Origin of the sequence: Kribbella sp. CA-247076 (genome assembly GCF_050942445.1) — a bacterium.
In the GTDB taxonomy this organism is placed as follows: Bacteria; Actinomycetota; Actinomycetes; order Propionibacteriales; family Kribbellaceae; genus Kribbella.
The window spans coordinates 444,061-463,296 of the sequence record NZ_CP192051.1 but is presented as its reverse complement, the minus strand read 5'-3'; the positions used below and the strand labels follow the sequence as shown (position 1 = coordinate 463,296).

Here is a 19,236-nt window from a genome sequence, read left to right as displayed (position 1 = left end):
TCAGAGGTCCTCGAGTGAGACGGATTCCTTTTCCCCGACCTGCAGGAACTTGGTGTACGCCGCGATCACCTCGTCGGGCTGACCGCGCATCATCAGCTTCCCCTTGTGCAGCCAGATGCAGTCGTTGCACAGGTCCCGCACACTGCTCATCGCGTGGCTGACCAGGAACATCGTCCGGCTGTTCGTGACCAGCTCGGACATCTTGGCCGCGGCCTTGGTCTTGAACTTCGCGTCACCGGCCGACAGCGCCTCGTCGATCATCAGGATGTCCGGGTCCATGTGGACCGCGACCGAGAACGCCAGCCGGCTGAACATGCCGGAGGAGTACGTCCGCATCGGCATCTCCATGAAGTCACCGAGCTCGGCGAACTCGGCGATCTCCTCGTACCGCGCCTGGATGTCCTTGCGGCTCATGCCCGCCGCCAGACCACCGAGGACGACGTTCTCCCGGCCGGACAGCGCCGCGTTGAAGCCGACGCCGAGGGACAGCAGGGTGGACACCCGGCCGTGCACCTCGATCCGGCCCGAGGTCGGCGGCAGGATGCCGGCGATCGACCGCATCAGCGTCGACTTGCCGGCGCCGTTCGCGCCGATGATGCCGATGGTGGTGCCGTGGTCGACGTCGAACGACACGTTCTGGACGGCCTTGACCTCGCGGACCGCGCGCTCGCCGCGGCCGAACCGGACGATCGCGCTCTTGAACGTGGGCACCCGCTCGAACGTGGTCCGGTAGGTGATGGACACGTCCTGGACCTTGACGGCGGGTACGGCCGGCTGAGTCTGCATCGACTTCTTCTCTGCCTCAGAGACGGACAACGAACTCACGCTCCCTCGACATGAAGAACAACGCACCGGCGACGAAGGCGGCCAGCGCCCAAAGCGTTCCACCGATCCAGTAGTCCAGCTCCGGGATGGTGCCGCGGACCAGCAGGTCCGTCCAGCCACCGAGCAGCGAATAGAGCGGGTTGAGCTGGATGAAGGCCTGGAACCGCGGCGGCGCCTCCTCGGCGAACCACAGCACCGGCGACAGGTACAGCCAGATCCGGACGAAGTACGGCAGGAAGCTGGTGGTGTCGCGGAAGTACACCTGCAGCGCCGCGAAGATCATCGCCATCCCGGCCGCGAAGATCGTCAGCAGCAGCAGGAAGACCGGAGCCAGCAGCATCTCCCACTTCAGCGGCTGCCGCATGACCAGGTGGATCACGCCGTACACGACCAGCGTCGGCAGGAAGCGGAAGAACGCCGTCCGCAGCGCCGACAGCGGCAGCAGCATCCGCGGGAACGACATGTTCATCAGCAGCTTGCCACCGCCGACGACACTCGACGCACCGGTCGTCATCGCACCCGAGAAGTAGTAGAAGGCGAACAGGCCCGCGCACAGGTGCACGAACCGCTCCCCGGCGCGATCGTCCGAGGCCGCACCACTGAGGATGTCGACGAGCACGTAGTACACACCGGCGAGCAGCAGCGGGTTCAGCACCAGCCAGATCTGGCCGAAGAAGGTGTTGGTGTTCGCCGCCCGGATGTTCGTCCGGGACATCTCGGCCGCGAACTCCCGCCGCTGCCACAGCGCCCGGAAGTAGGGACGCAGCGGCGGCAGGCCGACCTTGTGTGGCTCGTACACGTGCACCGACGGGTTGAACTCCTCGTCGACGCTAGTCGCGTTCATTCAGGCGACGCCTCTCTTTGCCCGGTATCCGACTGGGGCTCGGCGGCTGCCGCCCGGTACGACGGCGGGCCACGCAGACCGGGAAGCAGAGTAGCGGATCGGCCTCAACACCGACGACACAGTGGTCCTCCATAGTGAGCAACGACGTACGGACGGCTACCAAACGTCGCGCCGCTCTCCGGGAGTCCGCCTTCGCCGATCGTTATCTGGAATATACATTTGACGGCCTGCGACGGCCAAAACGCCTTCCAGAGCACGAAAAACACCGTTGGTTTCCTGCGCGCGGGAGCGGCGTACGAACAGCGGCGATCAACGTCAAATCGCCGTCAATTCAGTGGTACGACGTCCGTCGTACGGCGGAAGTTCGCGAACCCGGCGTGACCTGTCCCACCGCGGCCGGGAACCGGTGTTACCGGTGGGGCCCCAGGAAGCGCGTCCTGGCCGGGGCGAGCCGGGCCGGGGACGCCGTGTCCCCGCTCCCCATGGACAGCCTCACCATCCACGGAGCTCCGCTTCGCACCTCCCGGGGCCCGGGCAGTGTCCGCGTGGACACAGCCCTTACCGACGATCCGGGGGCCCGTCCGCCATGGGCGGAAGCGGACGCTGCACGCGCCGGACCGGCCGGCACGATGACCAGGGCGGCGGTCATCGCACCGAGGCCGCAGGAGGGACGGGACGGTGCCTGAGCTGATGACTGCATCGGGCTCTCCTCCTCCTCGGCCTCACGATGGAGATGCACAGTTTGTACACCCTCCGGCACAGCCGGTGATGGCACTAAGGTGCGAGGGCACCGATGCGCCGGGATCGAGACCCAACCGAAACGGGCTCCGCTGACGTGACAGCGAACTCGGGCCAGAATTGGAACAGCAGCCCGGCGGCGCTCAGGTGGTCCGTCGCCGGGCTGCTGGACCTCAATTCTCGCTCACGACTGCGCGGAAATGGTGGCCAGATGGTGACACGGCACAAGAATGCTGACAGGACAACAAATATCGCTGGGTGCAAACACGTCGACACCGACAGTGCATACTGCGCTGGAACGGCCCTCCTCCGGTGGAGGGGCGGTAGCGGACAGTGACCGCGCTCGGAAGGGAGGGGAGAGTTGTGAGCACCAGCGACACGGAGCGTGCCGATCATCTGCGCGTGCTCGGGCTCAGCGACGACGAGATCAAGGTCTACCAGCACCTGCTGCGGACCGGTCCGTCGTCCGTCACCGAACTGGACGAGGCGGTCCCCGACCGGGCCGCGAGTATCGACGACACCCTCGGCGGGCTGGTACAGGCCGGCCTGGCCCGGCGCTCCGGTTCGGATCACTCCCGCTACCTGCCGGTCCCGCCCGACGCCGGTCTCGAGGCGATGACGCTGCGCCGTGAGTCCGAGCTGAAGCAGGCCCGGATCGAGGTCCTGAACGCGTACGACGAGTTCCGCCGGACCGTCCACAACGAGTCGACCACGCACCTGATCGAGGTCGTCACCGGCAACGCGATCGTCGAGCGGATCCGGCAGATCAAGGGCGGTGCGCAGCGGGAGATCCTGGCCATCGACTCCCCGCCGTACTACATCGGCGGCCCGAACCAGGAGGAGATCGACCACCTCAAGCGCGGCGTCTCCTACCGGGTGGTGTACTCGCCGGAGTCGGTCGAGGTCCCCGGGTACCTGACCGAGAACATCCTTCCGTGCGTCGAGGCCGGCGAGCAGGCTCGCGTGCTGCCCGACGTACCGGCGAAGCTGACCATCATCGACGGGTCGATCGCGTTCGTGTCGATGTCGGTGCGCGACACCGACGTGAACCGGTCGCTGCTGATCATCCGGCCGAGCAGCCTGCTGACCGCGCTGATCGGGATGTTCGAGCTGTGCTGGCGCAACGCGCTACCGCTGCACGCCTCGGTCGGCACCGAGGACGACCGGCTGGAGCCGATCGAGCGCCGCCTGCTCGCGCTGCTGGCCACCGGCGCCGCGGACGACACGATCGCGCGCACGCTCGGGATCAGCCGGCGGACATTCTTCCGCTACCTCGAGCGGCTGATGAACCGCACCGGCGCGAGCACCCGCTTCCAACTGGCCCTGCACGCGGCCCGGGAGAACTGGCTCTAACCCCCCACCCGTTCATTCGTCGCCTTTTGACCCCGCCTCCAGGCGGTCGGCTTGGACGTAGCCGTCGGCACGGGGTCAGAAGGCGACGAATGAACGGAGAAGTTAGGCCGCGGTGAACTCTTTGGCGACGACCTCGGCGATCTGGGCCGTGTTCAGCGCGGCACCCTTGCGCAGGTTGTCGCCGCAGACGAACAGCTCGAGCGCGTTCGGGTCGTCCAGCGACTTGCGGATCCGGCCGACCCACGTCGGGTCGGTGCCGACCACGTCGGCCGGCGTCGGGAACTCGCCCTCGGCCGGGTTGTCGAACAGCAGCACGCCCGGCGCGTCCCGCAGTACCTCCCGCGCCTCGTCGGCGTCGACCTCCTGGGTGAACCGGGCGTGCACCGATAGCGAGTGCGTGGTGATCACCGGGACGCGGACGCAGGTCGCGGACACCTTCAGGTCCGGTAGGCCGAGGATCTTGCGCGACTCGTTGCGGACCTTGAGCTCCTCCGACGACCAGCCCTCGTCCTTCAGCGAGCCGGCCCAGGGGACGACGTTCAGCGCCAGCGGCGCCGGGAACGGCCCGAGCGCGTTGCCGATCACCCGGCGGACGTCGCCCGGCGTGGTCCCCAGGTCGCGATTGCCGGCCACCTTCATCAGCTGGTCGTAGAGCGCGTCGATGCCGTCCTGGCCGGCGCCGGAGGCGGCCTGGTACGACGCCACCACCAGCTGCTCGAGCTCGTAGCGGTGGTGCAGCGCGCCCATCGCCACGATCATCGACAGGGTCGTGCAGTTCGGGTTGGAGATGATGCCCTTCGGCCGGTTCCGGGCGGCCTCGGCGTTCACCTCGGGGACGACCAGCGGGACGTCCGGGTCCATCCGGAAGGCGCCGGAGTTGTCCACCACGACGGCGCCCCGGGCGGCGGCGACCGGCGCCCACTGCGCGGACACCTCGTCCGGTACGTCGAACATCGCCACGTCGATGCCGTCGAAGGCCTCCTCGCTGATCGCGACGACCTCGACCTCCTCGCCACGGACCTTGAGCTTCTTGCCCGCGGAGCGCTCGGACGCGATCAGCCGGATCTCTCCCCAGACGTTCTCCCGGGTGGAGAGCAGGGCCAGCATCACACTCCCGACGGCGCCGGTCGCCCCGACCACCGCCAGCGAGGGCAGGCCCGTCCGGTCCTCGGTCTCGTTGTCCACAGCGCTCACAGGGGTCACCGTCCAGTTCCTCCGTACACGACAGCCTGGGTGTGCTCGTCGTCCAGGTCGAATGCGGTGTGCGCCGCGGTCACGGCGGCGTCCACCAGGTTCTCGTCCACGACCACCGAGATCCGGATCTCCGAGGTGGAAATCATCTCGATGTTCACGCCGGCGTCGGCGAGCGCGGAGAAGAATTTCGCGGACACGCCCGGGTGCGAGCGCATTCCGACACCGACCACCGAGACCTTGCCGATCTGGTCGTCGTACAGCAGTTGCTCGTAGCCGACCTCGTCCTTCTTCCGGGCGAGGGCGGACATCGCCCGGGCGCCGTCGGCCCGGGGAAGCGTGAAGGAGATGTCCGTGCGGTTGGTGGCGACCGCGGAGACGTTCTGCACGATCATGTCGATGTTGGTCTCGGCACCGGCGACCGTCTCGAAGATCCGGGCGGCCTCACCGGGCTTGTCGGGCACGCCGACCACGGTGATCTTGGCCTCGCTGCGGTCGTGGGCCACGCCGGAGATGATCGCCTGTTCCATCTGATCCAGTTCCTTCGCATCGACGACCCAGGTGCCTTCCTTCTGTGAGAAGGAGGAACGCACATGGACGGGGACGTTGTAGCGCCGCGCGTACTCGACGCAGCGCAGGTGCAGCACCTTCGCGCCGCAGGCGGCCATCTCGAGCATCTCCTCGTAGGAGATCTTGGGGATCTGCCGCGCGGCCGGCACGATCCGCGGGTCCGCGGTGAAGATGCCGTCCACGTCGGTGTAGATCTCGCAGTAGCTCGCCTCCAGCGCGGCGGCCAGCGCGACCGCGGTGGTGTCGGACGCGCCGCGGCCCATCGTGGTGATGTCCTTGGTGTCCTGGGCGACGCCCTGGAAGCCGGCCACGATCGCGATGTGGCCCTCACCGAGGGCCTCCTCGATCCGGCCCGGGGTGATGTCGATGATGCGCGCGTTGCCGTGCGCGGAGGTGGTGATCACCCCGGCCTGCGAGCCGGTGAAGCTGCGCGCCTCGTCGCCGAGGTTCGCGATCGCCATCGCCAGCAGGGCGGCCGAGATCCGCTCACCCGAGGTGAGCAGCATGTCGAGCTCGCGCGGCGGCGGCAGGGGCGAGACCTGCTGGGCGAGGTCCATCAGTTCGTCGGTGGTGTCGCCCATGGCCGAAATGACCACCACCACGTCGTTCCCGGCCTTCTTCGTCGCGACGATCCGTTGGGCCACGCGCTTGATGCTCTCGGCGTCGGCGACCGAAGAACCGCCGTACTTGTGCACGACGCGTCCCACAGGTGTGTCTCCTTGAACCACTGGTTGCGGTACGCCGTGCGGCGTTGCACCAGGCGTAGTCTCGGGCACTCATTCTAGCCGTGACTGTTTCGTTGCCTAGCCGCTGACCAGCCTCTGGTCGGCCCGTCCGGCGGAGTCGCGGCCTGTCTGCAGGTTCCACGGCCCACCCAGCCACGGGCCGGAAACCGTCCGGCCGGGGACGGGCCTTGTTCATATAAGTCATCACTGAAATACTGCGAACCGTGCACGCGTTCGACATCCTCGGCGACCCGGTCCGGCGCCGGATCCTGGAGCTGCTGGCCGACGGCGAGCTGCCGGCCGGCACGATCGCCGCGGCCATCGGCGGCGAGTTCGGCATCAGCCAGCCGGCCGTCTCCCAGCACCTCAAGGTGCTGCGCGACAACGGCTTCGCCACCGTCACCGTCGACGGCACCCGGCGGCTGTACGCCGTCGACCCCGGACCACTGCGGGAGATCGACGGCTGGCTGGACCGCTACCGCAAGTTCTGGATCAACCGGCTGGACGCACTCGAGACCGAGATCCACCGCGGCCGCCGGAAGAATCCTGTCGACTGAGTAGCGTTCCGCGGTCCGCGTGAAACCTTCCGGCCGAGGACTGCATCGGGCTTGGTAGGAGACCCGGAGGTGCAGTCGATGCGGAACATCGTCGCCAGGTTGTGCATGTCGGCGGACGGGATCGTGGACCGGCCGGAGCACTGGCTGCCCGCGACCGGTCGGGACGAGCTGCTCGATCAGTTGGTGACAGGGGCGGAGACGGTCCTGCTCGGACGGACGACGTTCGAGCAGTACGCCGCGTCCGTGGCCCGCTACCACTCGGCCGTCGTACCGCTGGACCGATTGCGGAAGCTGGTGGTCTCGTCCCGGCCGGTGATCGCCCGGCCTGGGACCGAGGTGCTGCGAGGCGATCCGCGCCGGGTGCTCCGCGCGCTGAAGCAGGTTCCGGGCGAGGACATCCACGTCGTCGGCAGTGTCACGCTGGTCAGGTCGTTGCTGCGGTGGCGGCTGGTCGACGAGGTGTCGTTGCTCGTCCATCCGGTCCAGGCCGGGTTCGGCTCGCCGTTGTTCGAGGATCGGCGGGCGCTCCGGCCGATCTCGCTGTGCGCGGCCGGGTCCGGCGTACTGCAGGCGACCTGCCGGGTGGACTATGCCGCGACCGCGACCTCTTCGACGTCGGCGTCGGCCGGCCGGTGGGGCGGGACGTGGAGCACCGACAGCGTCGCCACCACCGCGAGGGCCGCCATCAGGACCCACGCGTAGCGGACGCCGAAGGCCTCGACCACGGCACCGGCGGCCGCGGACCCGACAGCGGACCCGATCATCCCGCCGCTGAGCATCCAGCCGAAGATCTCGGTCCGCGCCGAGGACGGCGTCATCACGCCCAACCGCTCGTACAGCGCGCCGATCGTCGGCGCGATCAGGCACCCGGCCGCGAACAGCATGACGGCCAGCGCGACCACGGACGAGGTCGCGAACACGCAGCCGGTGACCAGTACGGCGAGCGCGAGCATCCGCCGCCAGACGTAGGAGTCGCGCCGGCCGGGCAGCGCGCCGCCGACGAGACCGCCGATCAGGCTGCCGAGCGCGGCCACGGTTTCGAGTACGCCGGCGATCAGCCGGTTGCCGTGCTCGTCGGCGAACGCGACGATGCCCAGCGACATCGAGGCGAACCCCGTGACCATGCACGCGAAGGCAAGCAGCAGACCGAACCGGTATCGGTGAAACACCAACTGCCGCGCCGTCGGCCGAGGCTCGTCGGTGTCATGGTGTACGGCGCCCGGCCGCTGCTTGAGGCCGAACCACCAGATCGCCACGGCGGCCGTCGCGGCACAGGCCAGCAGACCGGCGCGTGGGCTGGCGAAGCTGACCGCGATCGCACCGAGCATCGGGCCGACGACGAACAGAAGCTCCTGCGCGGTCGCATCCAACGCGTAGATCGCGCGCAGCCGCGCACCCTGCACCAGGTGCGGCCAGCTGGCCCGCAGAGCCGAGGTGACCGGCGCGACGAACACGCCGGCCAGCGCGGCCGCGAACGGCAGCGCCCGGTACCAACTGTCCGGGATCAGCGCGACGACAGCCATCAGGACACCCCACGCCGTCCCGGTCCCGATCAGGACCCAGCGCGCGCCCTTGCGGTCGGCCCGGCGCGACCACACCACGCTGGCGACCGCCGTACCGACGGAGTACGCACCGGCGACGACACCGGCCCAGCCGAAGTTGCCGGCGGCATCCTTGGCCAGGAACGACAGCGGCACCATCGTCGCCATCACCGGCATCCGCGCGATCAGGGCCGACGCCAGCAGCGCCATCACCCCGTGGGTCTTCCAGAGATCGCGGTACGCCGTCAGGTCCATGGACCGCATTCTGTCCTGACAAACCGGTTCGGCGCCTCGGCAATTCTCCCTATCCGGACAGCTCACGAGTATGCGAACATATGTTCGTGTCGGACCAGCGTGCGGCGACCATCCTGCATGCCGACCTGGACGCCTTCTACGCGTCGGTCGAGCAGCGCGACGACCCGCGCCTGCGCGGCCGGCCGGTGATCGTCGGCGGCGGCGTGGTGCTCGCCTGCAGCTACGAGGCCAAGGCGTACGGCGTCCGCACCGCGATGAACGGTGGACAGGCGCTCCGCCGCTGCCCCGGCGCGATCGTGGTCGAGCCGCGGATGTCGGCGTACTCCGACGCCAGCAAGGCCGTGTTCAAGGTGTTCGAGGACACCACGCCGCTCGTCGAAGGGCTGTCGATCGACGAGGCGTTCCTCGACGTCGGCGGGCTGCGGAAGATCTCCGGAACGCCGCTGGAGATCGCGCGGCGGCTGCGGGCCGACGTGCTGTCGCAGGTCGGGTTGCCGATCACGGTCGGGGTCGCAAGGACGAAGTTCCTGGCGAAGGTGGCCAGCGGAGTCGCCAAGCCGAACGGGCTGCTCGAGGTGCCGCCGGACCGGGAGCTCGAGTTCCTGCATCCGCTCGACGTCGAGCGGCTCTGGGGTGTGGGTGAGGTGACCGCGGAGAAGCTGCGCAACCGCGGGCTGACCAAGGTCGGCGACGTCGCCATGCTGCCGGAGGCGGCCTTGGTGGCGATGCTCGGCCGCGCGTCCGGGCGGCACCTGCACGCGCTCGCCCACAACCGGGACCCGCGGCCGATCGAGGTGGGCCGCCGGCGGCGGTCGATCGGGTCGCAGCGGGCGTTGGGCCGTTCGCCGAAGTCGCCGGAGCGGCTCGACGCCGTGCTGGCCGGGTTGGTCGACCGGGTGACGCGGCGGATGCGGACCGCGGGGCGGGCGGGGCGGACGGTCACGCTGCGGTTGCGGTTCGACGACTTCAGCCGGGCGACCCGCTCGCATACGTTGCCCCAAGCAACGGATCAGACGCGGGCGATCCTGGTCACCGCGCGGGCGTTGCTGGCCACGGCGCGGCCGCTGATCGCGACCCAGGGGATCACCATGATCGGCATCTCGGTCGGCAACCTGGAGAACGAGGCGGCTCTGCAGCTGGCCCTGCCGTTCGACAAGGCGGCGAACGACGAACTCGACTCGGCGCTGGACCAGGTGAAGGACAAGTTCGGCACGAACGCCATCACCCGGGGCATCCTCCTCGGCCGGGACCAGGGCCTGACCGTGCCGATGCTGCCGGATTAAGGGTACGAGTTGTCGTGCAGATGGCCGGCGTACCAGTTGAGGGCGGCCTGGAGCTCGTTGAGCTGCTGGGTACGGCGTTTGACCGGGCGCTCGTGGGCGACGGGGTACAGCTTGTAGCCGCCGTGGTGCCGGCGACCCGGGGCCGGCAGGGTGGCGCCGTGGTCGAGCCAGGCGACCAGCCAGGGCCTGCGGACGTCGCCGACGATGCGGAGGCGGGTCACGGCCGACCACGGGACGGTCGCCTGCTGGTACGCGCGGGTGATCGTGAGGCCGCCGGGTGAGAGGTGGAGTACGACGCGGCGCCGGAGGACCAGGCGCCAGTGGCGGATCGCGAAGTACAGGCTGATCAGGGCGACGAGGCCGCTGATCGTCGCGGCGACGGGGTCCGGCGGGGTGGTCTGGCGCGGCCAGAAGCCGATCACGAGGAAGGTGGTGAGGGTGGCGATGATCGCCGGGCGCGTCCTGGTGGTGGTGAAGGTCGCCCCGGTCGGACGGGCAGGCGTCGCGTGGTGAGGGCCGCGGTGGAGCTCCTGGGCTGCCGGGTGCTGCGCCGGGGCCGGGTGTTGCTGTGGCGCTTGGTGCGGGGCCGAGAGCGGGTGCTCGGCAGCCGCTGAATGCTGGGTGGCGCCTGGTTCCTGGGTGGCGTTTGGTGAGGCGCCCGGGGACTGCGCTGCTGCTGGGTGCTGGGCTGCGCTCCGTGACGCGCCCGGCGACTGCGCGGCTGGTGGATGCTGCGTGTAGTTGGAGGCCTGTTGAGGTGCCGGCTTCTGGGGAGGGGCTGGTGGTGGGTCGGGGAGGAGCTTGGTGGGTGGCAGGAGGGTTGCGGTCGGTGGGGTGATGACCGCGGTGTTCGCCGGGGAGCCGACGAGGCGGAGCAGTTCGGCGGGGGTCGGGCGATCCGCGGGATCTCTTGCCAGGCAACGGCGTACGAGGTCGTGCAACGGATCGGGCAGCGGTGGCACGTGCGGCTGCCCGTTGACGATCCGGTGGAGCAACGACGCCGGGTTGCCGGTCGCGAACGGTCCCCGGCCGGACGCCGCGAACACGAGTACGGCGCCGAGCGCGAACATGTCGCTCGGCGGACCGATCGCCGTACCCGTGATCTGCTCGGGCGACAGGTAACCCGGCGTACCGACGACCACGCCGGTCGCCGTCAGGCTCGCGTCCTCGAGCGCCCGCGCGATCCCGAAGTCGATCACCCGCGGGCCGTTGTCGGTGAGGACGATGTTCGACGGTTTGAGATCCCGGTGGACCAGCCCGCTGCGATGGATCGCGACCAGCGCCTCGGCCAGCCCGCCCGCCAGCGACCGCACCCCGCCGGGCGTCAGCGGTCCGGACGTGTCGATCGCCTTCTGCAGCGTCGGTCCGGGCAGGTACTCCGTCGCGAGCCACGGCGGCTCCGCGTCCGGATCGGCGTCGACGACCGCGGCCGTGAACGCCCCGCTCACCTTGCGCGCGGCGTCGATCTCCCGCGCGAACCGGGCCCGGAAGCCGTCGTCGCCGGCCAATTCGTCGCGCACCACCTTGACCGCGACCAGGCGCCCGCCGGGCGAACGCGCCAGGTAGACGGCACCCATCGCGCCGCGGCCGAGCCGCGCCTGGATCGCGAACGACCCGATCGTCGCCGGATCCCCTGGATGCGTCGTCATCGGGCAGTCAGGCTAACGCGCCTCAGGACCGCGGGTCACCGATTTCGGCGGTGCGAGGCCTTCACAGTCGCGGCCTGACACGGCACAGTGACTCTTCGGGGTAGTCACTCATCGTAGTGAAGCAGCGGATCCGAGTGGGGGGTCGCCGGTTCGAGACCGGCCCGTTGCACGATCCGGCCCGCAGTGGACCGGACAGGAAAGGGGGGCTTTTCGCCATGCACAAGATCGTCAAGCGCGTCGCCATCGCCGTCGGAGCACTCGCCGTCGTCGGGGGGTTCGTCGCCTCGCCGGCCGGCGCCGCCGTCCGCGCGACCGTCACCTACCCGCTCGCACGCAACTCGGTCGCCGAGCCGCAAGTGGTCAACAACAGCCTGACCGGGGTGGACATCCAGACCAACTCACTCGGCTGGACCGACCTGGACGCGAACACGCAGAAACAGATCCGCCGGGGCGACGTGACCAACCTCGAGGCCGACGGGCCGTACCCGGGCGCAACCGATCTCGGCGACCTGACCGACCAGGGCGACAACAGCGACCAGAAGGTCCTGAACGACAGCGAACCGCACACCGTGTGGGTGCAGTGCGCGCCCGGGAAGGTCGCTCTCGGTGGTGGCTTCCGGCTGGCCGCGGACGCCAGCGTCGCGACCATGAAGACCATCCAGGTCGTCGCCTCCGAGCCGACCCAGATCAAGAACGGCGCGATCGTCGTCGTCCCGATCGAAGGCGACGAGGCTCAGTCCATCGAGCCCAACGGCTGGGCCGTGACCGCGATCAACGAGGGCACCGAGCCGGTGATCGTCCGGCCGTGGGTCACCTGCGCAACGGTCGCCAAGTAGACCACCCGTGGGAGCCCGCCGGGCAGGGGGTGCCCGGCGGGCCGCGTCTTCGTGACCGACGCCGGTCTGCGGCGCTGGGTCTCTTCGTGACTGACGCGGGTCAGCGGCGCTGGACGGCCTCTTCGGCGACCTCGACCAGCTCGCGATCGGTGGCCTCGGTCTCGGGGTCATGCGCCGGCTCGAGCCGGTCGTGCGCGATCAGTGACTGGATAGCCCGCAGTACGGCGCTCGCCGCGGCACCCCACGTGGACACGTACGAGAACTGCCACCACCACAGGGCCTCGAGGATCCGGCCGTCCTCGTAGTGCGCCAAGCCGTGCACGAGATCGGTGGCGATCGCGGTCAGGTCGTCGGACAGCCGGTTCACGGTGATCTCGGGCGGAGCGGCGTACGGGTCGAAGACCTCGGCGTACTCGTCCAGGCCCTCGAACAGCACGGCCAGCCGGTCGCGCATCGCGTCGAGGTCCGGGTCCGGGCCGGCGTCGCTCTCGAACCGCTCCTCCGGGACGAAGTCCTCGAACGCGCCCAGCCGGCCGCCGGCGAGCAGCAGCTGGCTGACCTCGAGCAGCAGATACGGCAGGGACGCGAGGCCCTCGTCGATCCCTTCCTCGTCCGGCTGCGCGGCGATGTCGCGCACCGAGATCAGGAAGCTTCGCACCTGGTCGGCGATCTGCTCGGCGAACTCGGTCAGGTCCTCGTTGTCGGTGGCCAAAGCGCGTTCCGCAATATCCGTTGGTTCAGTCATCGATCGATCGTCGCCCTTCAAACGCCCGTCCGAGAGTGACCTCGTCGGCGTACTCGAGGTCACCGCCTACAGGAAGTCCACTAGCCAAACGGGTGACGCGCAACCCCATGGGCCGGAGCAACCGGCTCAGGTAGGTGGCGGTCGCCTCACCCTCCAGGTTCGGGTCGGTGGCGAGGATGATCTCGGTCACCTCACCGCCGGCCAGCCGCTGGAGGAGCTCCTTGATCCGCAGTTCGTCCGGCCCGATCCCCTCGATCGGCGAGATCGCCCCGCCGAGCACGTGGTACCTGCCGCGGAACTCCCGGGTGCGCTCGATCGCGACCACGTCCTTGGCCTCCTCGACCACACAGATCAGGCTCAGGTCGCGGCGCGGGTCCCGGCAGATCCGGCACTGCGTGTCCTCCGCCACGTTGCCGCAGATCTCACAGAACTTGACCTTCTCCTTCACCTGCACGAGCACATGCGCGAGCCGGCGTACGTCGGTCTCGTCGGCGGCGAGCAGGTGGAACGCGATCCGCTGTGCGGACTTCGGACCGACGCCGGGCAGCCGGCCGAGCTCGTCGATGAGGTCCTGGACGGCCCCTTCGTACACGTCAGCCCGGGTTCTGACCGGACGCCCCGGCCCCGCTACCCGGGTTCACAAACCCGACCCCACCACCGGACCCACGACCGCCCGACCCGCTCTCACCCGGCCCGGCATAACCCAGCCCACTGTTGCCCGGCCCGGCGTTGCCCGGCCCGGCGTTGGCTGGTCCGGCGTTGCCCGGTCCGGCGTTGCCCGGTCCGGCGTTGCTCGGTCCGGCGTTGCCCTGCCCGGAGCTCGCCGGCCTGTCGGCAGCCTGGCCGCCGTCGGTCGGCCTGCCATCGCCCGGCTTGTCGTCGGCCGGGTCGCCTGCGGGCCGTTCTGTTGCAGGCTCGTCTGTTGCGGGCGGGGTGACCGCGGGCGGCGTCGTACCGGGCAGGGTGAAGCCGGCCGGACCACCGCCACCGCCGAAGCCGGGCAGATCCGGACCGCCGAGACCAGCGCCGCCGAGCCCGCCGGCTAGCGGACCCATCGCCGCGGCAGCGACTTCCTTCGCATTCTCGGAGGCGTCGCGAACGGCGGCCACGATCAGGTCGGCCAGCGTCTCGGTGTCGTCCGGGTCGACCGCCTCCGGCTTGATGTTCAGGCTGAGCAGCTCACCGGTCCCCGACACGAGCGCAGTCACCAGACCGCCCCCGGCCGAGCCCTCGATCTCCTGGCTCTCCAGGTTGGCCTGCGCCTCCATCAACTGGCTCTGCATCGCCTGCGCCTGCGCGAGCAGATTGGACATGTCGAAGCCCCCAGCACCGCCACCGTCGAACACCGCGATCTCCTCGTTGAGCCGCCCTCTGCTACCAGGCCTCAACCCTAGCCGGTCCAACCGACACCCCGCCCGCCAACCCGAAACCGACCAGTCTCCCCAACCCGTCCACAGCCTTGTGGACACCTTTATCCACACCCTGTGAATCCTGTGGACACTCCCTGCCCCTTCCCCACAGGCCCCTGTGGACGCCCCCGCTCGACCGCGCCATCGAGCAGACTCTGGCGGCAACGGGCCGCCGCTGACGCCGTGCCTTCTGAGCTGGCCGCAGTGGGTCCTGACCGGCTTGGGCTCCTGGGAGTGGGCCTCGGGACCGCTGGTCGCCTGACTGCGGCGCGCGACCAGCGCGAGGACCGAGCAGGCCGGGCAATTGAGCAAGGCCGGGCAGTCCGGGTCTGCCGCGCCAGTCGATCTCCGCAGGGGTCGCGGCTAGGGCTTCACCCAGCCGGTGGTGGCGACGTAGTCGGTGTACCAGGTGGTGAGCTCGACCAGCGGGCGGAGCGACTCTGCTATCAGGTCGACCTCGGTGGTGTCGATCGGCTTCTCGGCGTACACGGATCGGCGTCTGAGGAGCTCCGCCCGCGGGTGGTCGGGCGCGTACGGCGTCGGCGTACGGCGGAGCGTCGAGCCGGTGAGCTCGAAGCCGTCCCGGACAAGCCGTCCGACCACGGCCTCCAACTCTCGCCCGCTGGCCTCCGCGTCGACCATCTCCCGGAACAACCGCACCTGGTCCCCGGCCGGGGACCACGACCCGCCGCCCAGCACGAGCCCGTCGAGGTCGAACGTGAACGAGATCCGCACCCGCCGAGCAATCCACCACGTCGCCCACTGCCGCTGCCACGAGGCCGAATGCTCCGACAACCCACTCAACCAGAACGTGCCGAACTCGTCCTTCTCGTTGAGCGCATCACAAAGCTCCTGCAACGGCCCCCGAACGTACCGCTCCAACGCCTCCCGCCGCCCCTCCAACTGCCCAGGCCCCGGATCCCCCTCGAGCGCACCAAGCACCTCGTACGCCGCCTCGCCCCACCCACGGAAGCCCATACCCCAACCTCCCACGCCGCACCGACACTTCAGTCAATCCCCTGCACAGCACCGCGTTCGGACCCGCGTCAGTCGGGTCCGTCGGTGAAGTAACCACTCAAGCCCGCGCGGTGAAGAACTGAGCCCGAGCCGTCCGCGGCGGCGGACATGCCCTTGCGGGACGACCTGTGGGTGAGTGCGGACTCCCGGGCGAGCCAGCTGTGCCGGGGTGAAGTAGGCACTCAGCCTCCCGTGGCGAAGAACCGAATCCCAAGGTGTCCACCGAGGACCTGTCCGCTCGGGACACCGCGGTGTTCGTGGCGGGGCGCGGGGCCGGACAGCTCTGCCGCGGTGAAGCGAGCTCCCAGGCTCGCGGGTGAACAACCGAACCCGAGGTGTCTGCGGCGGACGTATCCCCCTCGACGACCTGTGCGTGTGTGCTGGGCTCGCGGGCGGGTCAGCCGAGCCGGGGTGAAGTGAGACTCAGGCTCACGTGGTGGAGAACCGAACTCGGGTGTTCGCGGAGGACGTGTACGTGCGGGACGACCTGTGCGGTTGTGCTGGGGCTCGCGGTGGGTCAGTTGGGTTCTTCGGTGATGATTTGGGCGCCGAGGGTTTCGCGGAGGAGGTCGGTGTGGGTGCGGGAATCCTCTTCCAGCACCTGGTCGTCCTCGCCGATGGCGTCGGCTTCTTCCTCGGGGGTCAACGGGACCTCAGGCGCCGCAGGTGCTGCCGCGGCTCTCCGGGCCTGCTCGGCAGCAACAGCCGCCTCGGCCGCCCGGCGCTTGCTTCCGGCCTGCTCCCGTCGACCCCGCCCAATTGCAGGATTCGTTGGCTGGTCCGCGGGTGGCGAGCCGGGCTGAGTTCCCCGGCCGGTCGGCTGACCCGCTCGTGCCGTCGGGCCGGCCTCCCATGGGTCGTGCTCCGGCGGTACGTCGTACTCCGAGTCCGGCGGCTCCTGCAGCGCGATCGACGTACCAGGACCGTCGGGCCGCAGTCCACCACCGTCCTGCGAATAGCTACCGGCGGGCCCCGCAGTAGATCCCCCTGCTCCAGACCCACCAGCACCAGACCGCCCCGCGCCGGCCCCACCGGCGCCAACCGCGCCCATTGATGCCGTTCCACCGGCACCAGCTCCGCCGGCTCCAGCCGCGCTTGTTCCAGCGGACGCGCCGGCTCCAGCCGCACCAGGTCCACCGCCAGCCCCGCTGTCTCCAGCCGAACCAGCTTCATCAGGCTCGCGTGGTCCACCCGCACCAGCTCCGTCGGATCCAGCCGCGCCCGTTCCGCGCGGTCCTGACCTGCCGGCGACACCCACATGCGCTCCGCTGGCTGCATCCGACCCGCCGGCGCCCCAGCCGCCCGTGTCCGAAGCTGAACCGGCTACACCTGCCGAACCGACTGGGCTGCCGCCTGCGGCACCGCTGCCTCCGCCCGGAGCTCCGCCGCCTGAGTTGCCGGGTGCGCCTGCGCTGCCGTCCGCGGCTCCGGTGCCTGGGGCACCCGGTGCTTCTGTGCCTCCGGGAGCTCCGCCGCCGGAAGCTCCTCCGCTGGGGTCGCCGGGACCGCTGGAGGTGCCTGAGGTTGGGGAGCTGCCGGGTGGGGTGCTGGGGCGTTGGCCGCCGGGGCCGCCGGCGCCTGGGTCGGTGGAGGGGTCTACGACTGCTTCGATGCGGCGGTTGAGGCCGATGGTGTCGATCATGGCCTGGCGGAGGATTTCGTCGCTGCCGGAGCGGGCGAAGCTCTCGCGGGCGCCTGCGTTCACCAGGCCGAGGGTGAGGGTTTGGTCGTCGATGGCGATGACCTGGGCGTTCTGGCTCAGCATGATCCAGGCGAACCGGCGCTTGGCCTTCACCGCCTCGAGCACCTCGGGCCAGAGCCTGCGGATGTCGGCCAGGCCCACGCTGCCGGCCGACGGTGCTGCCGATGCGCCGGTGGCGGTCGAGCCGGGTACGCCGCTGGTGGGCCCGGCAGATGCCGCGGGGTTCGCTGCCTGCGAGGCGGCAGGTGCGGACGTCGCGGGCTGCGAGGTCGAGGGTGTTGATCCGGTCGACTCGTCGGACCACGCTCCGGAGCGGCTGGCATCAAGTCCTGCACGGTCGGCGGCGGTTCCGGTGCGGCTGGCGTCGTGAGCGGCGCCGGCTGAGCCGCGACCCGGGACCGCGCCGGCTGGGGTCGAGCCCGCGGCGCGGGATTCGTTCGGGGCCGTGGAGCCGCCCGGAGTGGTCGGCGCGCCGGTCCCGACGCGTGCGCCGGCGCTCGGTTCGACACCAGCTGTGGCGGGGGTCGCGGCACCGCCGGGGTGCATCGTGCCCTCGGAGCCTGGGTCGGCAGCGGACGCCGTACTCACGGCCCCTGGGTCTGCGGCGGACGCCGTACCCGTCGGGCCTCCGGCGGTCGCTGGGTCGGCGGTGGGCGCTGCGCCTGCGGCTGGGGGTCCTCCGGCTGCGGCTCGGGCGGCGGCTCGGCTGGTGGCTGGGTCTGGGTTGGGATGGGTGGGGTCGGGGGTGGGGACGCCGATGGTCAGGCGGCGTTCCATTCGGTCGAGACGCGCTTGGATGCCGTTGGTGGAGTCGTCGGCGCCGGGCAGCAGGACCTTGGCGCAGATGAGCTCCAACTGCAGCCGCGGTGCGGTGGCGCCGCGCATCTCCAGCAGGCCGGCGGCGACGATGTCGGCGGCGCGGGTGAGCTCGGCGGGTCCGATGCCGGCGGCTTGAGTCTGAAGGCGCTCGCCCTGGTCCTCGGCGGCCTCGATCAGGCCGGAGTGAACAGCGTTCGGTACGGCGGACAGCACGACCAGGTCGCGGAGCCGTCGGAGCAGGTCCTCGGCGAAGCGCTTCGGGTCCTGGCCGGTCTCGATGACCTTCTCGATCGTCTCGAACACGGCCTTGCTGTCGTGTGCCGCGAACCCGTCGACGCAGGCGTCGAGCAGCGAGTCCGGCGTGAACCCGAGTAGCGCGACGGCCAGCTCGTACGTCACCCCGTCCGGCCCCGCGCCACCGATCAACTGGTCGAGCACGCTCAGCGAGTCACGGACCGAACCGGCGCCGGCCCGCACGACCAACGGCAGCGCGGCCGGCTCGATCGCGACGCCCTCGGCCTCGCACAGGGAGGCCATGTAGTCGCCGAGCACCTTCGGCGGGACCAGGCGGAACGGGTAGTGGTGGGTCCGGGATCGAATCGTCCCGATCACCTTGTCGGGCTCGGTGGTGGCGAAGATGAACTTGAGGTGCGGCGGCGGCTCCTCGACCAGCTTGAGCAGGGCGTTGAAGCCCTGCGTGGTCACCATGTGCGCCTCGTCGATGATGTAGATCTTGTAGCGGCTCTCGACCGGCGCGAAGAACGCCCGCTCACGGAGGTCGCGCGCGTCGTCGACACCACCGTGGGAGGCGGCGTCGATCTCGATCACGTCGATGCTGCCTGGTCCGCCGCGGGCGAGGTCGGTGCAGGACTTGCACACTCCGCACGGCTCGGCGATCGGGCCCTTCTCGCAGTTGATCGCACGGGCCAGGATCCGGGCGCTGGTGGTCTTGCCGCACCCGCGTGGACCGGAGAACAAATAGGCGTGGTTGACCCGGTTGTTGCTCAATGCGTTCCGCAGCGGCGCGGTGACATGGTCCTGCCCGATCACCTCGGCGAACGTCTCCGGGCGATACCGGCGGTACAACGCAAGGGGTGCTTCCACGCCCGCAACCCTAGCGCCGACCGCCGACAATTCGTCCCCACGCCCGGTTATCCACAAGTCCCCGGTGCGATCG

General features: G+C 70.0%; 16 protein-coding genes. 5 read left to right on the top strand and 11 right to left on the bottom strand.

The window, feature by feature from the left end; translation table 11 throughout:
- Window positions 1–786 (bottom strand): ABC transporter ATP-binding protein, encoded by a 786-nt coding sequence (locus tag ACQPYZ_RS02310; protein WP_433164726.1) that lies wholly within the window; start codon window positions 784–786, stop codon window positions 1–3.
- Window positions 787–802: 16 nt separating this feature from the next.
- On the bottom strand, window positions 803–1,669 hold the full coding sequence (locus tag ACQPYZ_RS02305; protein ID WP_433164724.1) for an ABC transporter permease: 867 nt from the start codon (window positions 1,667–1,669) through the stop codon (window positions 803–805).
- 1,101 nt (window positions 1,670–2,770) lie between these two features.
- On the opposite strand from ACQPYZ_RS02305, the gene ACQPYZ_RS02300 reads away from it, so the two are divergent.
- Entirely contained in the window at window positions 2,771–3,760 is a 990-nt protein-coding gene (locus ACQPYZ_RS02300) for a helix-turn-helix domain-containing protein (protein WP_433164722.1), read from the top strand.
- 102 nt (window positions 3,761–3,862) lie between these two features.
- Here ACQPYZ_RS02300 and ACQPYZ_RS02295 read toward each other — a convergent pair whose 3' ends face one another.
- A complete protein-coding gene (locus tag ACQPYZ_RS02295) occupies window positions 3,863–4,963 on the bottom strand; it encodes an aspartate-semialdehyde dehydrogenase (protein ID WP_433164720.1) in 1,101 nt (366 codons plus the stop codon).
- Window positions 4,960–6,228 carry an aspartate kinase gene (locus ACQPYZ_RS02290; protein WP_433164718.1) on the bottom strand — a complete coding sequence of 423 codons (1,269 nt, stop codon included), beginning with the start codon at window positions 6,226–6,228 and terminating at the stop codon, window positions 4,960–4,962. The genes ACQPYZ_RS02295 and ACQPYZ_RS02290 overlap by 4 nt, the downstream gene beginning before the upstream one ends.
- Window positions 6,229–6,470: 242 nt before the next feature.
- Here ACQPYZ_RS02290 and ACQPYZ_RS02285 point away from each other — a divergent pair, with 242 nt between their 5' ends.
- Together ACQPYZ_RS02285 and ACQPYZ_RS02280 are read left to right on the top strand one after the other, a co-directional pair.
- Complete coding sequence (locus ACQPYZ_RS02285; protein ID WP_433164716.1) at window positions 6,471–6,803, top strand: ArsR/SmtB family transcription factor; 333 nt, start codon at window positions 6,471–6,473, stop codon at window positions 6,801–6,803.
- 78 nt (window positions 6,804–6,881) lie between these two features.
- Window positions 6,882–7,505 (top strand): dihydrofolate reductase family protein, encoded by a 624-nt coding sequence (locus tag ACQPYZ_RS02280; protein WP_433164714.1) that lies wholly within the window; start codon window positions 6,882–6,884, stop codon window positions 7,503–7,505.
- Here ACQPYZ_RS02280 and ACQPYZ_RS02275 read toward each other — a convergent pair.
- Window positions 7,391–8,599: an MFS transporter gene (locus ACQPYZ_RS02275; protein ID WP_433164712.1), complete on the bottom strand. Its 1,209-nt coding sequence runs from the start codon at window positions 8,597–8,599 to the stop codon at window positions 7,391–7,393. The two genes, ACQPYZ_RS02280 and ACQPYZ_RS02275, sit on opposite strands and share 115 nt — an antisense overlap.
- Window positions 8,600–8,679: 80 nt before the next feature.
- Between ACQPYZ_RS02275 and dinB the strand changes: the two genes are divergently transcribed.
- Complete coding sequence (gene dinB / locus ACQPYZ_RS02270; protein ID WP_433164710.1) at window positions 8,680–9,882, top strand: DNA polymerase IV; 1,203 nt, start codon at window positions 8,680–8,682, stop codon at window positions 9,880–9,882.
- Here the strand turns inward: dinB and ACQPYZ_RS02265 are convergent.
- Window positions 9,879–11,531 carry a protein kinase domain-containing protein gene (locus ACQPYZ_RS02265; protein WP_433164708.1) on the bottom strand — a complete coding sequence of 551 codons (1,653 nt, stop codon included), beginning with the start codon at window positions 11,529–11,531 and terminating at the stop codon, window positions 9,879–9,881. The genes dinB and ACQPYZ_RS02265 overlap by 4 nt on opposite strands.
- Before the next feature lie 215 nt (window positions 11,532–11,746).
- Between ACQPYZ_RS02265 and ACQPYZ_RS02260 the strand changes: the two genes are divergently transcribed.
- The gene (locus ACQPYZ_RS02260) at window positions 11,747–12,367 is read left to right on the top strand and encodes a hypothetical protein (protein WP_433164707.1); all 621 of its coding nucleotides are present in this window, start codon (window positions 11,747–11,749) and stop codon (window positions 12,365–12,367) included.
- Between the two features lie 100 nt (window positions 12,368–12,467).
- Here ACQPYZ_RS02260 and ACQPYZ_RS02255 read toward each other — a convergent pair whose 3' ends face one another.
- From ACQPYZ_RS02255 to ACQPYZ_RS02235, 5 genes are all read right to left on the bottom strand, one after another.
- Window positions 12,468–13,112, bottom strand: a complete 645-nt coding sequence (locus tag ACQPYZ_RS02255; RefSeq protein WP_433164706.1) for a DUF5063 domain-containing protein — start codon at window positions 13,110–13,112, stop codon at window positions 12,468–12,470.
- Window positions 13,105–13,704, bottom strand: a complete 600-nt coding sequence (gene recR, locus ACQPYZ_RS02250) for a recombination mediator RecR (protein WP_433164705.1) — start codon at window positions 13,702–13,704, stop codon at window positions 13,105–13,107. The genes ACQPYZ_RS02255 and recR overlap by 8 nt, the downstream gene beginning before the upstream one ends.
- A gap of 1 nt (window position 13,705) precedes the next feature.
- Complete coding sequence (locus ACQPYZ_RS02245) at window positions 13,706–14,458, bottom strand: YbaB/EbfC family nucleoid-associated protein (protein ID WP_433164703.1); 753 nt, start codon at window positions 14,456–14,458, stop codon at window positions 13,706–13,708.
- Between the two features lie 426 nt (window positions 14,459–14,884).
- Window positions 14,885–15,499, bottom strand: a complete 615-nt coding sequence (locus ACQPYZ_RS02240; RefSeq protein ID WP_433164701.1) for a DUF2461 family protein — start codon at window positions 15,497–15,499, stop codon at window positions 14,885–14,887.
- A 556-nt stretch (window positions 15,500–16,055) separates the two neighbouring features.
- Window positions 16,056–19,163 (bottom strand): DNA polymerase III subunit gamma and tau, encoded by a 3,108-nt coding sequence (locus tag ACQPYZ_RS02235; RefSeq protein WP_433164699.1) that lies wholly within the window; start codon window positions 19,161–19,163, stop codon window positions 16,056–16,058.
- Between the last annotated feature and the right edge of the window lie 73 nt (window positions 19,164–19,236).